Origin of the sequence: Bradyrhizobium sp. CCBAU 051011 (genome assembly GCF_009930815.1) — a bacterium.
Classification (GTDB): Bacteria; Pseudomonadota; Alphaproteobacteria; order Rhizobiales; family Xanthobacteraceae; genus Bradyrhizobium.
The window spans coordinates 6,791,044-6,803,462 of record NZ_CP022222.1; the positions used below are offsets into that span (position 1 = coordinate 6,791,044).

The 12,419-nt window shown below is 61.8% G+C and carries 17 protein-coding genes; 8 read left to right on the plus strand and 9 right to left on the minus strand.

Annotation, left to right across the window (positions count from 1 at the left end; translation table 11 throughout):
* Positions 1-77 precede the first annotated feature (77 nt).
* The 3 genes from ACH79_RS31945 to ACH79_RS31955 are packed head-to-tail and all read right to left on the minus strand — an operon-like array spanning position 78 to position 2,976.
* Positions 78-1,061 carry a TRAP transporter substrate-binding protein gene (locus ACH79_RS31945; RefSeq protein WP_161854502.1) on the minus strand — a complete coding sequence of 328 codons (984 nt, stop codon included), beginning with the start codon at positions 1,059-1,061 and terminating at the stop codon, positions 78-80.
* A gap of 26 nt (positions 1,062-1,087) precedes the next feature.
* Positions 1,088-2,353, minus strand: a complete 1,266-nt coding sequence (locus tag ACH79_RS31950) for a TRAP transporter large permease (RefSeq protein ID WP_161854503.1) — start codon at positions 2,351-2,353, stop codon at positions 1,088-1,090.
* The gene (locus ACH79_RS31955; RefSeq protein ID WP_161854504.1) at positions 2,353-2,976 is read right to left on the minus strand and encodes a TRAP transporter small permease; all 624 of its coding nucleotides are present in this window, start codon (positions 2,974-2,976) and stop codon (positions 2,353-2,355) included. Before ACH79_RS31955 ends, ACH79_RS31950 begins: the two co-directional genes overlap by 1 nt.
* 173 nt (positions 2,977-3,149) lie before the next feature.
* Between ACH79_RS31955 and ACH79_RS31960 the strand changes: the two genes are divergently transcribed.
* Both ACH79_RS31960 and ACH79_RS31965 read left to right on the plus strand, forming a co-directional pair.
* A complete protein-coding gene (locus tag ACH79_RS31960; RefSeq protein ID WP_161856665.1) occupies positions 3,150-3,830 on the plus strand; it encodes a GntR family transcriptional regulator in 681 nt (226 codons plus the stop codon).
* Between the two features lie 223 nt (positions 3,831-4,053).
* Entirely contained in the window at positions 4,054-5,283 is a 1,230-nt protein-coding gene (locus ACH79_RS31965; protein ID WP_161854505.1) for a DUF1624 domain-containing protein, read from the plus strand.
* Positions 5,284-5,656: 373 nt separating this feature from the next.
* On the opposite strand, the gene dctP is transcribed toward ACH79_RS31965, so the two are convergent.
* Complete coding sequence (gene dctP, locus ACH79_RS31970; protein WP_161854506.1) at positions 5,657-6,679, minus strand: TRAP transporter substrate-binding protein DctP; 1,023 nt, start codon at positions 6,677-6,679, stop codon at positions 5,657-5,659.
* 370 nt (positions 6,680-7,049) lie between these two features.
* On the opposite strand from dctP, the gene ACH79_RS31975 reads away from it, so the two are divergent.
* The gene (locus tag ACH79_RS31975) at positions 7,050-7,289 is read left to right on the plus strand and encodes a pentapeptide MXKDX repeat protein (RefSeq protein ID WP_161854507.1); all 240 of its coding nucleotides are present in this window, start codon (positions 7,050-7,052) and stop codon (positions 7,287-7,289) included.
* Positions 7,290-7,435: 146 nt separating this feature from the next.
* On the opposite strand, the gene ACH79_RS31980 is transcribed toward ACH79_RS31975, so the two are convergent.
* Entirely contained in the window at positions 7,436-7,789 is a 354-nt protein-coding gene (locus ACH79_RS31980; protein WP_161854508.1) for a DUF6481 family protein, read from the minus strand.
* 126 nt (positions 7,790-7,915) lie between these two features.
* Here ACH79_RS31980 and ACH79_RS31985 point away from each other — a divergent pair, with 126 nt between their 5' ends.
* Complete coding sequence (locus ACH79_RS31985) at positions 7,916-8,098, plus strand: hypothetical protein (protein ID WP_161854509.1); 183 nt, start codon at positions 7,916-7,918, stop codon at positions 8,096-8,098.
* An 11-nt stretch (positions 8,099-8,109) separates the two neighbouring features.
* Here ACH79_RS31985 and ACH79_RS31990 read toward each other — a convergent pair whose 3' ends face one another.
* Complete coding sequence (locus ACH79_RS31990; protein ID WP_161854510.1) at positions 8,110-8,325, minus strand: hypothetical protein; 216 nt, start codon at positions 8,323-8,325, stop codon at positions 8,110-8,112.
* Positions 8,326-8,522: 197 nt separating this feature from the next.
* On the opposite strand from ACH79_RS31990, the gene ACH79_RS31995 reads away from it, so the two are divergent.
* From ACH79_RS31995 to ACH79_RS32005, 3 genes are all read left to right on the plus strand, one after another.
* Positions 8,523-8,768, plus strand: coding sequence for a hypothetical protein (locus ACH79_RS31995; protein ID WP_161854511.1), 246 nt, complete (start codon positions 8,523-8,525; stop codon positions 8,766-8,768).
* A 38-nt stretch (positions 8,769-8,806) separates the two neighbouring features.
* The gene (locus ACH79_RS32000) at positions 8,807-9,109 is read left to right on the plus strand and encodes a hypothetical protein (protein ID WP_161854512.1); all 303 of its coding nucleotides are present in this window, start codon (positions 8,807-8,809) and stop codon (positions 9,107-9,109) included.
* 569 nt (positions 9,110-9,678) lie between these two features.
* Positions 9,679-9,831, plus strand: coding sequence for a hypothetical protein (locus tag ACH79_RS32005; RefSeq protein WP_161854513.1), 153 nt, complete (start codon positions 9,679-9,681; stop codon positions 9,829-9,831).
* A gap of 506 nt (positions 9,832-10,337) precedes the next feature.
* On the opposite strand, the gene ACH79_RS32010 is transcribed toward ACH79_RS32005, so the two are convergent.
* Positions 10,338-10,643, minus strand: coding sequence for a hypothetical protein (locus ACH79_RS32010; RefSeq protein WP_161854514.1), 306 nt, complete (start codon positions 10,641-10,643; stop codon positions 10,338-10,340).
* A 499-nt stretch (positions 10,644-11,142) separates the two neighbouring features.
* Between ACH79_RS32010 and ACH79_RS32015 the strand changes: the two genes are divergently transcribed.
* Positions 11,143-11,442 carry an H-NS family nucleoid-associated regulatory protein gene (locus ACH79_RS32015; protein WP_161856666.1) on the plus strand — a complete coding sequence of 100 codons (300 nt, stop codon included), beginning with the start codon at positions 11,143-11,145 and terminating at the stop codon, positions 11,440-11,442.
* Between the two features lie 207 nt (positions 11,443-11,649).
* On the opposite strand, the gene ACH79_RS32020 is transcribed toward ACH79_RS32015, so the two are convergent.
* Together ACH79_RS32020 and ACH79_RS32025 are read right to left on the minus strand one after the other, a co-directional pair.
* Positions 11,650-11,934, minus strand: a complete 285-nt coding sequence (locus ACH79_RS32020) for a hypothetical protein (RefSeq protein WP_161854515.1) — start codon at positions 11,932-11,934, stop codon at positions 11,650-11,652.
* A 191-nt stretch (positions 11,935-12,125) separates the two neighbouring features.
* Positions 12,126-12,344 carry a PilZ domain-containing protein gene (locus ACH79_RS32025; RefSeq protein ID WP_161854516.1) on the minus strand — a complete coding sequence of 73 codons (219 nt, stop codon included), beginning with the start codon at positions 12,342-12,344 and terminating at the stop codon, positions 12,126-12,128.
* Positions 12,345-12,419: the final 75 nt, after the last annotated feature.

Sequence of the window (12,419 nt, forward strand, 5' to 3'; positions counted from 1 at the left end):
GCTTGGCTCCGATTGGAATTATGCCGGCGGATTGTCGAATCCGCCGGGCTCTGGGGGCTTGAAAATGACGGATGGGATCAGAGCGTCGCGCCGACCTTGCGCAGTTCGGCGAGAACGGGCGCTTTTGGCAGCCAGATCTTGTCGAACTCGGCAATGACGGCCTCGGTATCCTTGGCATCGACCTGGCGGATCGGGATCGGCGCGCTCTTGAAATTCTCGATCAGCTTGGGCTCATTGCCGGCCAGCTCGTCGATCTGCGCGTCGAGCGTCGACTTGACCGTCTTGGTGATCAGCTCGCGGTCAGCCGCCGGCAGCGACTGCCAGACGCGGCCGGAGACGACGGCGGCCATCGGCATGAAGACGGCGTTCATCTGCAGGATGACTTTTGACACTTTGTCGAAGCGCTGGTTCCAGGAGAACTCCAGATCCGCCTCAAGCCCGTCGACCTGGCCGTTTGCCATGGCATCGAACACCTGCGGCGTCGGGATCGGCGTCGGCGCGGCGCCCAGCGACGAATAGAAATCGCGATAGACTGGCGTCGGATTGATGCGCAGCTTCATGCCCTTGATATCGGCCAATGACGCCAGGTCCTTGGACGAGAACACCGCGCGCATGCCGGTGATGCCCCAGCCGAGGCCGATCGTTCCGGTTTCCTGAGGCAGCACGTCGAACAGCTTGATCGCCGCCGGATGGCGGACGAATTTGGCGACCGAAGGCGTCGAGCGCACGATGTAGGGCGCGTTGATCGCCGCGATATGCGGCACGCGCGAGCCGAGCTCGGCGGCCTGGATGAAGCCCATGTCGAGCGCGCCGGACTGCAATTGCTGCATCATCGCCGGTTCATTGCCGAGCTGGCCGGAGTGAAACACCGTCATGGTCAGCCGGCCGTTGGTCGCCGCTTTCAGATCGTCGCCGAGTTTCAGCGCCGCCTTGTTCCAGGAATGGCCGTTGGGCGTGATCAGGCCGAGGCGAAATTCCTTGGCCTGGGCCAGCGCCAGTGACGGCGCGTACAGCGGCACAGCCGCGCTGGCGGCAAGGAAGCGGCGACGGGAAAGGGACATGGCAAGGGCTCCTTGAGGGTTTGGACCTACTTGATGAGGACGAGGGAGAGGGACGGGTAGAGCGAGAGCAGCACCAGCAGGATGCAGGAGATGCCGAACAGCGGCAGCGTCACCATGAACATCTTGCCGGGCTTGGCGCCGGTCACCGCGGCTGCGACGAAGAAGCAGAGACCGACCGGGGGCGACAGCAATCCGAGCACCAGGTTGATCACCACGACGACACCGAACTGGCGCGGATCGATGTGATAGATCTCGGTCGCGATCGGCAGCAGGATCGGCACCGTCATGATCAGGCCGGGAATGCCGTCGATGACCGTGCCGATAATCAGCAGGATCACGTTGCAAAGGAGCATGAAGCTGACAGGATCCTTGGCGACCGACTGGATCCAGCCTGCCGTTTCCTGCGGCACCTTGCCGAAGATCAGTACCCAGGAGAACACGGCGGCGGCTGCGACCAGGAACAGCACGATGGCCGAGTAGATGCCGGCGCGCAGCATCATCTGCGGCAATTGCGAGAACTCGAACTCCCTGGTCCAGTATTTGCCGATCAGCGCAGCGGCCACTGCACCGACGGCGGCAGATTCCGTCGCGTTGGCGAGCCCGCCCAAAATGCTGCCGACGATCACGATGGGGATCAGCAGCGTCGGCGATGTCCGCAGGATCGTTGCTACCCGCTGCCGCGGGGTCTGATAATCAGCCTTGGGGTAATTGTAGATGTATCCCATCAGCGCGATGACGATGCAGAACATCGCGGTCAGGATCACGCCCGGCACGATGCCGGCAATCAGCATGTCGCTGACCGATACCTGCGCCAGCACGCTGTAGACGACGAACATCACCGACGGCGGAATGATCGGCCCCAGCATGCCGCCATAGGCGGTCAGTCCTGCGGCAAACGTCTTGTCGTAGCCCTTCTTCTCCATCTCCGGCACCATGATCTGCGCCATGATCGCGACCTGAGCGGTGGCAGATCCCAGGATCGAGGAGATGAACATGTTGGCGAGGATGTTGACGTAGGCCAGCCCGCCTTTCAGCGAGCCGACAAAAGCCATCGCCATGTCGACGATGCGGCGTGTGATGCCGCCGCCATTCATGATCTCGCCGATCAGGATGAAGAGCGGGATGGCGATCAGGCCATAGCTGTCGACGCCGCCGAAAAGCTGCAGCGGGTAGGACTGGAACAGCACGGGGTTGCCCGATGCGATGATGTAGACGAACCCCGCAAGGCAGAGACATAGCCCGATCGGCACGCCGACCAGCATGATCGCGATAAAGGCAGCCGACGTGAGCATCAGTTGACCCCGTCGAGTTCGGAGAGCTGAAAGCCCTTCGGCGGGGTCCGCGGCACCAGTTCGAGATCTTCGAGCAGGTTTGCCAAACCATGCATGGTCATCGACACCGCGAAGATCGGCAGCGTCAGGTAGACCACCCAGGTCGGCCAGTTCAGCGTCTGCGTGCGCTCGGTGTAGAGGAAGTTGAAGGTCTCGGCGGCGAGCTTGCGCGCGTCGAAGCCGGCGCGGGCGAGACCGATCGGATCCATCCAGAGGAAGCAGGTGATGATCAGCGCCACGCCGAACACCACGACCATGCTTGTTGCCATGATCTTCGCGAGCTTCTGATTCTGCGCCGAGAGACGTTCGGTCATCATGGAGACGGCGAAGTCGAGCCGCAGCCGCGTCATCGCGGAGGCGCCGATGAAGGTCAGCCAGACCACGCAATAGACCGCCGATTCATCGATCCAGTAGATCGGGAAGTGCGAATAGCGGGTGACGACGTTCACCAGGATCAGCGCCGTCAGCAGATACATCAGCCCCATCAAGGCGATGCGCTCTAAAGCGAGCAGGAGACTGGAGGCCCTGATAACGATCCGCCGTGCGCTGAACGCCGGCGCATCCGCAATCGTCTGCTCGGTCATATGAGCCCGCTGCCCCCGCAATTTGTCGTGCACTTGCAAAATGTATAATTTATACAATCTTGTCAAATGGAGATTGTGGAGCCGCTTCAGCTTTTGCTGGGTCGGCACCACGTCAACGTGCGAAAATTGTGCCGCCTCGATCAGAAAGGCCGGCGATGACGACGGAAGATCAAATGAAAAGCCCTCTGAAGCACCGGACGCTGTCGGCGGCGATCGTCGACCAGCTCAGGCAGGCCATTCTCGATGGTACCTATCCGGCCGGCTCTCAACTGCGGCAGGACGCTTTGGGCGATACGTACGGCGTGAGCCGTATTCCTGTGCGCGAGGCGCTGTTTCAGCTCGAGGCCGAAGGGCTGGTGCGTATCGTTCCGCAAAAGGGCGCGATCGTCTCCGAGCTGTCGCTGGACGAGATCAACGACGTGTTCGACCTGCGCCGGATCATGGAGCCGCGGCTGCTGGCGCAGTCGGCGCCGCACTTTGCGGCAGGGGATTTTGCCGGACTGGACGATATCCACAAACGCTTCGAGAAAGCGATCAAGGCGCGCAACGTCGCCGAATGGGGGCGGCTCAATGCCGATTTCCATATGGCGATGTACGTGCACGCGCGGCAGCCGCGCACCAAGGCGATCGTCGTGGCGCTGCTGCAGACCAGCGACCGTTACACGCGCCTGCAGCTCTCCAACACCAAGGCGATGGGGACGGCCGAAAAAGAGCACGCCCACCTGATCGCGCTGTGCCGGGCAAAGCAGATCGAAGAGGCCTGCCGGTTTCTGGAGCAGCACATTGAGGCGGTGCGGACGGACCTGCTGCAGGTCGTGGGTGGCGGATCGATAGCGGCGCGTGCGGGGCGCTAGTACCGCTGCACAGGGATTATGACAGGTTGAATCGGGGATCAAAGTAGCTCTGGCAGGATCAACGAGCAGTTCGATGCTGCGGGGGCTGCGCGGTTGCCTTTTGATGAATCCCTCGCGCTCAAGCGTTAACACCATCGGCTGGCGAGCTGAGACGCCGGCGCGGCAGCCGGACTGAAACTCCCGCGGCACCTTTGCCGTACTTGTGCGCTGGGAGGATTAAATCATGAATGCGAGCCTCGAAGCCGGGCAACGGGGAGGCCTGTCCTGGACCGGCCAGGCGAGGAACGGAATCGCCGGGCAGACGGCGGCGCGCACGCGCATCGATTCCGTCGACCTCGTGCGCGGCCTCGTGATGGTATTGATGGCGCTCGACCATGTGCGCGATTTCTTCGCCCCGGGTGGATTCAACCCGCGCGACGTGACCGATCCCGCGCTGTTCATGACGCGCTGGATCACACATTTCTGTGCACCCGCCTTCGTCTTTCTCGCAGGTGTCTCGGCATTCCTCTACGGTGAGCGCGGCCGTAGCACGCGGCAGCTCAGCCGCTTCCTGCTCACACGCGGGATTTGGCTCGTACTGATCGAGCTCACGCTCGTCCGCCTTGCATGGACCTTCAGCTTCGATCTCGGCTACTTCTTCAGCCAGGTCATCTTCGCTATCGGCGCGTCGATGATTGCGCTCTCAGTGCTGGTCTTTCTGCCGCGCCGTGCGGTCGCGGCCATCGCGCTCGTCTTGATCGCCTCGCACAATCTACTCGATCCCATCAAGGCAGAGGCCTTTGGCCCGGCCGCGCCGATCTGGAATTTCCTGCATGAGCCGGCCTTGCTGCAGTTCGGCGCCACCGTGAAGTGGTTCGCGGTCTACCCGTTGATCCCGTGGATCGGCGTGATGGCGGCGGGCTACGCGCTCGGTCCGGTCTTCACGCTCGATCGTGCGAAGCGGACGCGCTGGCTCGTTGGATGGGGGACCGTCGCGGTGGTCGGTTTCGTCCTGCTGCGGGCGAGCAATGTCTACGGCGACCCCGCGCCCTGGAGCGTTCAAGCCAGTGCAATTGCGACGTTGCTGTCCTTCATCAACTGCGAAAAATATCCGCCATCGCTGCTGTATCTGGCCATGACGATCGGACCGACATTGCTGCTGCTTGCTGCGGTTGAGAACGTACGCGGCCGGTTCGCCGCGTGGGTCACCACCTTCGGCCGCGTTCCATTCTTCTATTATGTGGTTCATGTTTTTGTCATCCACGCGCTCGCGGTGATCTTCGCGTGGGCGAGCGGTGCGGAGACCGGCTGGCTGTTTGGTCCATTCCCTGCCGACAAGCCGAACGGATACGGCGTCGGCCTCCTGGGCGTCTTTTCCGTCTGGCTTGCGGTTGTGACGGCGCTCTATCCGCTTTGCAACTGGTTTGCCGGCATCAAAAAACGCCGCAGCGACTGGTGGCTATCCTACCTCTAGTACCGCTGCACGATGATTATGACTCATTGGCCGAGGCGTTTGGGGGCCGCCTGCCAAGGGGTACTGGGCGAATAGCGAACCAACCCTGTCATTGCGAGCGAAGCGAAGCAATCCATCCCTCCACGCAAGAGGATTGCTTCGTCGCTTCAGCGCAAAATTGCTTTGCAATCTTGTCGCGAGCTCCCTTGCGAAAACGCTGCGCGTTTGTCGCAAGCAATGACGGGGTTGGCGACGGTGGCTAACCTACCATCCCCCGTCCGGCCCCATCAAAGGCCTCGATGCCGATATGGCCGCGTCCGGTCGAGCGTCGCCACGAGCGGGTTGCCCGTGGCGGCCTCGGAATGGTCCTGTTGATCCGGAATCGGACCATGCATCATGCGGCAACGTCGCTGGCGAGCTTCAGCAGGTTCGCCGACGTCGGCGTCTTGGCGCTGTAGTCCTTCCACGCGGTGTCACGTGCGATGTCCCGCCACTTGCCGACGGTCGCGACATCGAGCGTGCTGACCTTGGCGCCGGCCTTCTCATAGACCTTGGCGACCTCGATATCGTCGTCCTGCGCTCCCTTGCGGCCGAACGTTTCCAGCTCGCTGCCGACCGACAGGATGATGTCCTGCTGGTTCTTGGGCAGCTTGTCGAAGATTGCCTTCGACATCATCAGCGGCTCCAGCATGAACCAGTAGGAGGCGCCGGCGCCCGAGGTCAGCGATTTCGCGACCTCTTCGAGGCGGAACGAGATCAGGCTGGTGGAGGAGGTGATGCCGGCGTCGCAGGCGCCGGTCTGCATCGCGGCGTAGATTTCGTTCGAGGGCACCGACAGCACGGCAGCTCCAGCGGTCTGCAGCACCATGTCCATCTCGCGCGAGCCGCCGCGCACCCTGAGCCCCTTGGCGTCTTCCGGCGCGACGATCGGCTTGGAGCGGCTGGCAACACCGCCGGCCTGCCAGACCCAGGTCAGAAGGATAATGCCCTTGTCGGCGAGGAAGTCGGTCAGCGCCTTGCCGACCGGCTCCTTCTTCCAGCGCAGGCCCTGGTCATAGGTCGCGACGAGGCCCGGCATCAGGCCAATATTGGTCTCCGGCAATTCGCCGCCGGCGTAAGGCATCGGATAGAGGCTGATATCGAGCGCGCCCTTGCGCATCGCCGAGAATTGCGCGTTGGTCTTGATCAGCGAGGCGTTCGGATAGACCTCGGCTGCGATCTCGCCGCCGCTGCGCTTGGCAACTTCGGCGGCAAACATGCGGCACAGCCGATCGCGGAAGTCGCCCTTGTCGATGGTGCCGCCCGGAAACTGGTGCGAGATCTTCAGCGTGGTGGCGGCATGGGCTGTGCCGGTGCCGAAACGAAGGGCGGCGGGAGCGGCAAGGGCCGTTACAATGACATGGCGGCGTGTGAGCATGGTTTCCCCCTGCAAATTCGTTCTTGGTCGATGACAGCGACCGGTTTGAGCCCATGTTAGCCGGTCGTCATCCGACGTAGTTTTCGTGTGAGGTCGAGGCGGCGCGCGGCGGCAAGCCCTGATTTTAGCAAGCCTGACGGGCTGCAGCGTACGCTCGGGACCAGCCGTTCGCAGAAGACTCCGCCAATAACGCGTTCAACCCTGGGCGCCCGCGGAGCGTTAGCGCCAATTGATTTGCTGCTTCAACTAACCGTGACTTCGGAAGAACTCGGGATGTGGCTGGTAACAAAGCCGGCCGCGGAATCGTCGTTGGGGAAGCGACAGATGTCGCTTTCGAGGAATCTATTCAACCGCAAAGGACGACCGCCCCATGACAATCCCGACCCGCTTCGGCCTCATTCTCTCGGCCGCGCTCGTTTCGCTCGGCCTTGCGTTCGCGCCCGCGACCCTCGCTCAGGACAAGATGGGCAAGGGTGACGGGATGAAGCAGGAGTCCATGTCCAAGGACGCGATGAAGAAAGAGGACGGGATGATGAAGAACGGCGGCATGAAGCACGACGGCCTCATGAAAGGCGGCATGAAAAAAGATGACGCTATGAAGAAGAACTGAGCCGCCGTCATTCCAGGGCGATGCGTAGCATGTCAGGAGTCTCCGATACGCAGTTGCGCGTCTGAGGTCTGGTGCTTACGCACCAGACCTCAATGACGAGCAGAGCCTGCATCGGTCGCCGGCAAGAGGCGCGATGCGCGTCGTGCCTACCGCTTCTTGCCCTTGCTCTTGCGCGCAGCGTAACGGGCGTCGCGCTTGGCCTTCTGCTCAGCCTCCAGCGCTGCCTGTCTGGCGGCTTCTTCTTCCTTCTCGCGCGCGATCCTGGCGGCCTCCGCCGCGGCGGCCTCGGCCTCGCGACGCTTCTGCTCGGCCTTTTCGGCTTCCTTTGCCTCTCGCGCCTTGGCGCGGGCGGCGGCGACGGCCTCGCGCTCGGCCTGACGGCGCTTCACCTCGGGATCGTCGGGTCCCGGCTGGGCGCGAAACTTGTTCAAAATGTTCTGCCGCGCCTGCATCGCGGCCTTCTGGCGGTCCGCGAAGTTCGGTTCCTTGAATCCACTCATAAAAAGGCCTTGTCGCTTTCACTCTTGGGGTTGGACGCGCCACGGGCGCGGAATGGCGACTAGGTAAGTGAACCCGGGGCAAAATGCCAGCGTCGAAAGGGGGCCGGTAGAGCAGGGGAGACTTGCGTGAACAGCAAATGGGCCAAATTGATGCTGATGAGCGGGATTACATCAGGTTGGCTGCTCTACGAGATGGCCACGGCGAGCGAATCCCCGCCGGTGGAGTTGGCGTTCGTGCAATATAGCCTGCTCGCCTGCGCGCTGATCGGTCTGGTCGGCTCGCTGGTGATGTTCGCGTCGGAAAACTGACCGGCACCGTCCTAGAAGCTGCCGCGACGTCCGGCCTGCCCGAGAACGCGCGCGACCGTCATGGCCGTCATCGCTGCCCGATCTGCGACCCGCTGCGCCTCCAGCCTGTCGCGGGCTTTCTCGCGGATCATGATCTCGATCAGTTCGAGCCGCTTGGTCTCGTCGACCGCTTCCGCCAGCAATTGCTTATATCTGTTATGGTCGTAAACCGCTTCCTGCTTGTCCATCACACGCCCCGCACACGCGCTTCACCCGAATAGTCAGTGTCGACCAAGGGTTGCACGCCCGCAACGGGTTTACGTGAGTTATACAAATTTCCGCGTCCAGCGGGCCTGCGCACAAACCCGTGTAGTGTGAACCGGTTCACAGGAACCGCGGCAGGTTGTTCCTATTCTCCGGCACTTCCGAAACAGGAGCGACCGCCATGCCCCACAATTGGTGGACCCGCAAGAACCTCGTCGTCACCGCCGCCGTCGTCGCGCTGGCCTTCATAGGCTTCATCGTGACCGGTGTGTCTTATCCCGAGCCGGCCGCCAGCGCCGCCCTCGGTCCGGACTGGCAGTGCAGCCGGCTCGCCTTCGTCTTCACGACCTGCAGCCGGACCAAGCACAGCCAGGCGGCGGTCGTCCGCGTCGCCAAAATCCCGGTGTGCGGACGGCTACGGACATAATAGGATCGCGCTGGAACGGGCCGGAGCTGGAGTTTCCCATGCGAAAACTGTCCTATTTCGTGGCGGCCGCGTCGGCGGCGGCTCTCATACTTGTGCCGGTCGGCGCGACGCTGGCGCAGGATGCGCCGGGTGGCGGGACTGCGCCGGCGGCATCATCGTCGACCGCCGCCCCGGAAACCGCGGCGGCTGAGAAAAAGGCGGCGCCGAAGAAAAAGAAGCCGGCCAAAATGACCCGACAGCAGGAGATCGACCGTTCGATCGATCGGGGCACGGTGCCCGCGCGATACCGGAGCTCGGTGCCGAAGGAGTATCATCAGTATATTCCGTTCGATAAGCGATAGAGACGGCACATAACCGCTCTCGTAATCTTTCGCCGCAGATCTCGGACTTTGGCGCCGGCGTCATTGCAATGACGGATGGCGCCAGCCCGGATGTCGCTTTGCAATCCGGTCTGCTGATCAATTTGTCACACAGAACTGCGCAACGGCCGCGCACCGTACTCGTACGGATTGGCCGCACCGATAATGACGATCTATAACGCCGTCGCTTGCAGCGGGGGGCAGGGCGTTCGTTCATCACGACGAGCGCTACCACTGGAGGCCACGAGGCCCGGACTCCTAGGCACTCCGGGCCTCGTCTACTCCTTGATCGCAATACCGGCTCGATCGGCATTCCATCACACCGCAAAGACGCACGCGCTCGCCGATGCTGCGCGGGACGATCACAGCGATCCGCGAAATAGCGCTTTCCTTTCGATGTCTCGCGGCGATGCTGGCGGGGTGCCTCTTCGGCTTCAATGCTGGCGACCGGGCGCCGATTGTGATGAAGACGCGGTGGATGGCGGGTTCCACATTAGCCATAAGTTCGCGTTTTGCTCCGCCGGAGGATTTTCGGTGTTAAGGGGATTTCCATGTGGAACGGCTGGAGAAAAGCGGCAATCGGAATGAGCGCGCTGTTCGCCTTCATCCTCCTGGAGTTGATGGCGGTCATCGGCGGCGTAGCCGTATTCCTGGGCTTGGTTCTTGACGTGGACTTGCCGTTTCGGGCGGTCTCCGAGGAATAGCCGAGGGATCGGCGGCCCGCGCCGTCCGCCCAGGCCCTCGCCCAGCAGCCGATACTCGGTTCCTTGCGCCGAGGCATTCAGCCCTCGATTTGAACCGTTTTGGTTTCCCGAACGCCGTGTCAGGACTCTGAATCGGTAATAAAATCGTTACGATTCAACAATTTTTTAAAGTTCCCTTAAGTCATAAATGAGTTCCTGTTGGGGCCGCACCGCCGCGCGGCCCGATAGCCGGGCGCCGCTCCTATCACCTACCCCAGGGAGACGTGCGCTCGGCTATTAAGGGCAACCCATCGCGGGGGGACTAGTGGCCCGCCCAGCGCTAGTTCAGGCCGACGCGCAGATGTTGTCGGTGATATCTGACCTGTAATTGCTGGTCAGAGCGCCGCTGCTCGGACCCGTGCCATTGGCGAGGGCGCGGGTTGCGCTCACGGCAAGAATGGCAATCGCCGGCCGCTGACCTTTTCATGGAAAATGCCATCAAGCAAAACGGAACCAGACTACCGGATTCAAGCGCGAGCGATGCCACCCGCCGGCAACAGCGGGCCGGTTTCGGCCGCAGCTGAAAGGTGTCTAGAAGTGATACTCGTCGCCGGGGCGGCACACGGTGACGCGGCACGAACCGCCGCCCGCCGATCTGGCGTGCGGTTGGCCTTGAAGCGCTTGCCGCGCACGTTCCATTTGTCTTGCCAGTAGACGGAGGCTTCCTGATCGTCCGCCGGTACGCGAGCGATCCGTCCTATCCACATTTCCTGAAACGTATCGGCGCTGGCATGCGAGGAGGTCAGCGCCAACGCGAACGCCGCGAACTCCATTCTGTTGCAGGCGGGCTCGCGCCCCGCCGGAGGTTCCAGCCGCAGGTTCGTGTTCGACTTTGGCGTCGGCGTGGCGGAGGTGGGGCGGCATTGCGCCGAGTTGGGTAATCCGGATGATATCCCGACGGCGAGAACGGCAAGTGCTAACCTGCTGCCAACTTCGCAGCGGAACTTGCATGCGCAGAGCAAGCATTCGCAGTAATGATCGAACGCGATTGCGGTTGCGATTAGGGAACCGTAAACGAGAGGCCGTTAGGTTTCTATCTTCGCGAGCATTGCGCGCGATCAGTTCGATCAATCAACAGTTGCGAAAAGGAAAATTGGTGCGTCGACAAACAGACTCCGTTATGGTTGCGGTATGTGATGATGCCAACCTGGAACTTTCCGCCTGAAAGAGGTTCTGAATTGGTCTTATTCTGCTCATCTTTCCTGCGAACGATGAGAACCGAAAATCGAATCATGATTGGGGACGGTCGTGAACCGAACTAACTTCAAATCGATGTCCACCGATGAATTGTGGGCATTACACGAAGAAGTATCTTCCAGGCTTGCAGCGACGCTGCTTGCGGAAAAGCGCGTGCTTGAAGATCGCTTGAAGCAACTCAAGGCCGGCGGCGAAGCTGAGCGCGCAAGCTCATCGACAGGGAAGCGGCCATATCCGACAGTCGTTCCGAAGTTTCGGAATCCCGATCGGCCGTCCGAGACCTGGGCGGGACGGGGAAAGACGCCTCGCTGGCTCGCTGCAAAGTTGAAGTCCGGCAAGCGAATCGATGACTTCCGCATCAGGCACGTAGCCTAGTCTGGCCTGGGAAGATTTGCAGCCGTCGGTTGCGACGCGCGTGCACTCTGGTGTCCGCAGATTGGCTGGCCGTCTGCGGATACCGTTCCGATGTCCTGCATCGCTCATGCGCGCGAACAGTTGTTCGAGCGGGGACGTGTACGGCGGCTCGGCGACACGCTTGGCCATGTCATCTTCGGCCGCGTCATCTGGAGTCAGAGGCCGGCGTCACGGTCTCTCTTCAACTCGTCCAGCGGGTAGATCCTGATTTTCGGGATTGGATGTGCTTTCGACGCCCGCTTCCAACGCTCTGATTATTCCCATGCGCGCGAATAGCATGGGACCGCGGTCTTCGGCGGCATCAATCAGCATCTGGACCGCAAGCCGCCATTCCTGACGATCACGTTCCGACTGTGGCAGGTTTCTGATGTAGTCGGCGGCGTTTCGCAGCGTCCGCGCAGGTGCTCCCGCCGGGAGCGGTACGGGCTGAGCGAACGGACGATCCCAGGACATGCTGAACTCCCGTCACAGATTATAAATGGTGCTGGCGCGGGTGGACGCACCAGGCCGGTAACCCGGCGTTGGGTTGCCGGCCGGTGGAATCCGAACGGCATTGAAAGCAGGGAGTCGACGCGGAACTGTGATGTTGGTTCCATTTCCGGTGGTTGTTTGTTCCACACCGATCGGCAGATGGAACAGGTAGGTCAGTTCTGAAACGCAACACCGACGAAATCGCCTTGCCGCCAGATCACGCGGCATTCGCGGACGGTGTGAAAATTGTCGAAGGTCAGTTCGAAATTCAGCGGCAGCAAATTGAGGTCGTGGAGTTCAATCCCGGCCCCGGAATTGGTGACGTCCTGAACGCGGCAGGTGAGGACACCGCGCTGCGCATCGAAGAACAGCAGCGCGTTTTTCGAAATCATCGTCCTCGTGACGGATCGGCGTTCGAATTCCATCTCGGCTACCAATGGTTCACGCCTGGGCTGGGCAAGCGGGCG

What these genes read in the sequence shown, in the direction of transcription:
- ACH79_RS32005 (WP_161854513.1), top strand. Translation starts at nt 9,679, where the DNA reads ATGTGGAACGGCTGGAGAAAAGCGGCAATCGGAATGAGCGCGCTGTTC.
- ACH79_RS31955 (WP_161854504.1), bottom strand. Translation starts at nt 2,976, where the DNA reads ATGACCGAGCAGACGATTGCGGATGCGCCGGCGTTCAGCGCACGGCGG.
- ACH79_RS31980 (WP_161854508.1), bottom strand. Translation starts at nt 7,789, where the DNA reads ATGAGTGGATTCAAGGAACCGAACTTCGCGGACCGCCAGAAGGCCGCG.
- ACH79_RS32020 (WP_161854515.1), bottom strand. Translation starts at nt 11,934, where the DNA reads ATGTCCTGGGATCGTCCGTTCGCTCAGCCCGTACCGCTCCCGGCGGGA.
- ACH79_RS31960 (WP_161856665.1), top strand. Translation starts at nt 3,150, where the DNA reads ATGAAAAGCCCTCTGAAGCACCGGACGCTGTCGGCGGCGATCGTCGAC.
- ACH79_RS32000 (WP_161854512.1), top strand. Translation starts at nt 8,807, where the DNA reads ATGCGAAAACTGTCCTATTTCGTGGCGGCCGCGTCGGCGGCGGCTCTC.
- ACH79_RS31990 (WP_161854510.1), bottom strand. Translation starts at nt 8,325, where the DNA reads ATGGACAAGCAGGAAGCGGTTTACGACCATAACAGATATAAGCAATTG.
- ACH79_RS31975 (WP_161854507.1), top strand. Translation starts at nt 7,050, where the DNA reads ATGACAATCCCGACCCGCTTCGGCCTCATTCTCTCGGCCGCGCTCGTT.
- ACH79_RS32015 (WP_161856666.1), top strand. Translation starts at nt 11,143, where the DNA reads ATGTCCACCGATGAATTGTGGGCATTACACGAAGAAGTATCTTCCAGG.
- ACH79_RS32010 (WP_161854514.1), bottom strand. Translation starts at nt 10,643, where the DNA reads ATGGAGTTCGCGGCGTTCGCGTTGGCGCTGACCTCCTCGCATGCCAGC.
- ACH79_RS31965 (WP_161854505.1), top strand. Translation starts at nt 4,054, where the DNA reads ATGAATGCGAGCCTCGAAGCCGGGCAACGGGGAGGCCTGTCCTGGACC.
- ACH79_RS31950 (WP_161854503.1), bottom strand. Translation starts at nt 2,353, where the DNA reads ATGCTCACGTCGGCTGCCTTTATCGCGATCATGCTGGTCGGCGTGCCG.
- ACH79_RS31945 (WP_161854502.1), bottom strand. Translation starts at nt 1,061, where the DNA reads ATGTCCCTTTCCCGTCGCCGCTTCCTTGCCGCCAGCGCGGCTGTGCCG.
- dctP (WP_161854506.1), bottom strand. Translation starts at nt 6,679, where the DNA reads ATGCTCACACGCCGCCATGTCATTGTAACGGCCCTTGCCGCTCCCGCC.
- ACH79_RS32025 (WP_161854516.1), bottom strand. Translation starts at nt 12,344, where the DNA reads ATGATTTCGAAAAACGCGCTGCTGTTCTTCGATGCGCAGCGCGGTGTC.
- ACH79_RS31995 (WP_161854511.1), top strand. Translation starts at nt 8,523, where the DNA reads ATGCCCCACAATTGGTGGACCCGCAAGAACCTCGTCGTCACCGCCGCC.